The 2,038-nt window shown below is 40.2% G+C and carries 2 protein-coding genes; both read right to left on the bottom strand.

What is annotated here, in order from left to right; translation table 11 throughout:
- On the bottom strand, positions 1-1,405 hold a 1,405-nt coding region (gene groL / locus AB1414_15810), incomplete at its 3' end, for a chaperonin GroEL (protein MEW6608885.1).
- A gap of 185 nt (positions 1,406-1,590) precedes the next feature.
- Positions 1,591-1,878 carry a co-chaperone GroES gene (gene groES, locus AB1414_15805; GenBank protein ID MEW6608884.1) on the bottom strand — a complete coding sequence of 96 codons (288 nt, stop codon included), beginning with the start codon at positions 1,876-1,878 and terminating at the stop codon, positions 1,591-1,593.
- Positions 1,879-2,038 lie beyond the last annotated feature (160 nt).

The following is a 2,038-nucleotide window of genomic DNA, read 5'->3' as shown; positions in this document are numbered from 1 at the left end:
ACCTAATCTTCTCGGCGACTATCGAACCTTCTAATCCGGCATTTTCTGCAATTTGTCTTAAAGGTTCTTCTAATGCCCGTCTAACAATCATTGCACCGACTTTTTCATCCCCTTCTAATTTAAGTTTATCAACCACCTGTTGTGCACGCAGCAACACTACTCCGCCACCCGGGATAACTCCTTCTTCAACTGCGGCTCTGGTAGCATGGAGGGCATCTTCAACTCGTGCCTTTTTCTCTTTCATTTCGGTTTCAGTTGCCGCACCAACCTTAACTACTGCGACGCCGCCAGCTAATTTAGCTAATCTTTCCTGAAGTTTCTCACGGTCATAGTCAGAAGTCGTTTCATCAATTTGTAATTTAATCTGTGATATTCTGGCTTTAATATCAGCCGTATCACCTGCACCTTCAATAATCGTTGTATTATCCTTATCAATCGTTATCCTTTTAGCCTGGCCTAAATCGTCGAGTTTGAGATTTTCTAATTTAATCCCTAATTCTTCGACAACAACCCTGCCACCTGTAAGGATAGCAATATCTTCTAACATTGCCTTGCGTCTATCGCCAAAGCCTGGTGCCTTTACCGCCGCACATCGCAATGTGCCACGAATCTTATTCACAACTAAAGTCGCTAATGCCTCACCTTCTACATCCTCAGAAATGATTAAAAATGGTTTCCCTTTTTGAACTATCTTCTCAAGGATAGGTAAAAGGTCTTTCATCACGGATATTTTTTTCTCATGAATCAAGATATATGGGTCTTCAAGGACGCATTCCATCCGTTCGGCATCAGTTACAAAATATGGTGATAAATAGCCTTTATCAAACTGCATCCCTTCGACGACATCCAATTCCGTGGTCATTGTTTTTGATTCTTCGACGGTGATAACGCCATCTTTACCAACCTTTTCCATCGCATCGGCAATTAAATTGCCAATAGCGGCATCCATATGGGCAGAAATAGTGGCTACCTGTGCCATTTCCTTTTTCTCTTTAACCTCTTTGGCGTTTTTCTTAATCTCTTCTACCACGGCCTCAGTTGCTTTTTCTATCCCTCGTTTCAAAGCCATTGGATTAGCCCCAGCGGCAATATTCTTAGTCCCTTCACGGAAAATTGCCTGAGCTAAAACCGTTGCCGTTGTTGTTCCGTCACCTGCCACATCTGATGTTTTCGACGCTACCTCCCTTACCATTTGTGCCCCCATATTCTCATACGCGTTTTCTAATTCAATCTCTTTTGCTACGGTTACGCCATCGCAGGTAATCGTTGGTGAACCAAATTTCTTGTCTAAAACCACATTTCTACCTTTAGGACCTAATGTCACTTTAACGACATTGGCTAAGGTATCCACCCCTTTAAGGGTATTTTTTCTTGCCTCTTCTCCAAAACATAGCTGTTTAGCCATTTGTTTTATACCTCCTTATCTTTTGGTAATTAGTAACTGGTGAATGGTAATTAGTCACCATTTAACCACTTACTTTTAATTTCGTGAAGCCCTATTGATTTTGCCTTGAATCAAGTCTACAACTGGATTGTCGATTTCTGGATTTTTTTTCAATTTACCATTCACAACTTGCAATCATAAACTCCTTATTCGATAATCCCAAGAATATCATCTTCTCGCATAATGAGATATTCTTTGTCATCAAGTTTTACCTCTGTTCCGGCATATTTTCCAAAGAGAATCCTGTCTCCTGCCTTTACATCCAGCGGTTTTATTTCACCACTTTCTAATCTTTTCCCGGTTCCAACAGCAATTACCTTACCCTCCTGAGGTTTCTCTTTAGCCGTATCCGGGATGATAATTCCTCCCTTGACCTGTTCCTTTTCCTCCATTCTTTCAACTAACACTCTGTCTCCTAACGGTTTAAGTTTCATTGTCAAATTCCTCCTTTCTTATTTTAATTTTGGATTTTGAATTGGTTTCAATTCACAATTTCCAATCCAGAATTTTAAATTTCCCTCCCATTTGATAATCTAACTTCCCTTTCTATTAATCACCCCCCTTAATTTATTCAAAATTAGCACTCTCTTTTCT

It is taken from the genome of bacterium, from assembly GCA_040755795.1.
Lineage (GTDB): Bacteria > UBA9089 > CG2-30-40-21 > CG2-30-40-21 > SBAY01 > JBFLXS01.
This window is presented reverse-complemented; position numbering and strand designations above follow the sequence as displayed.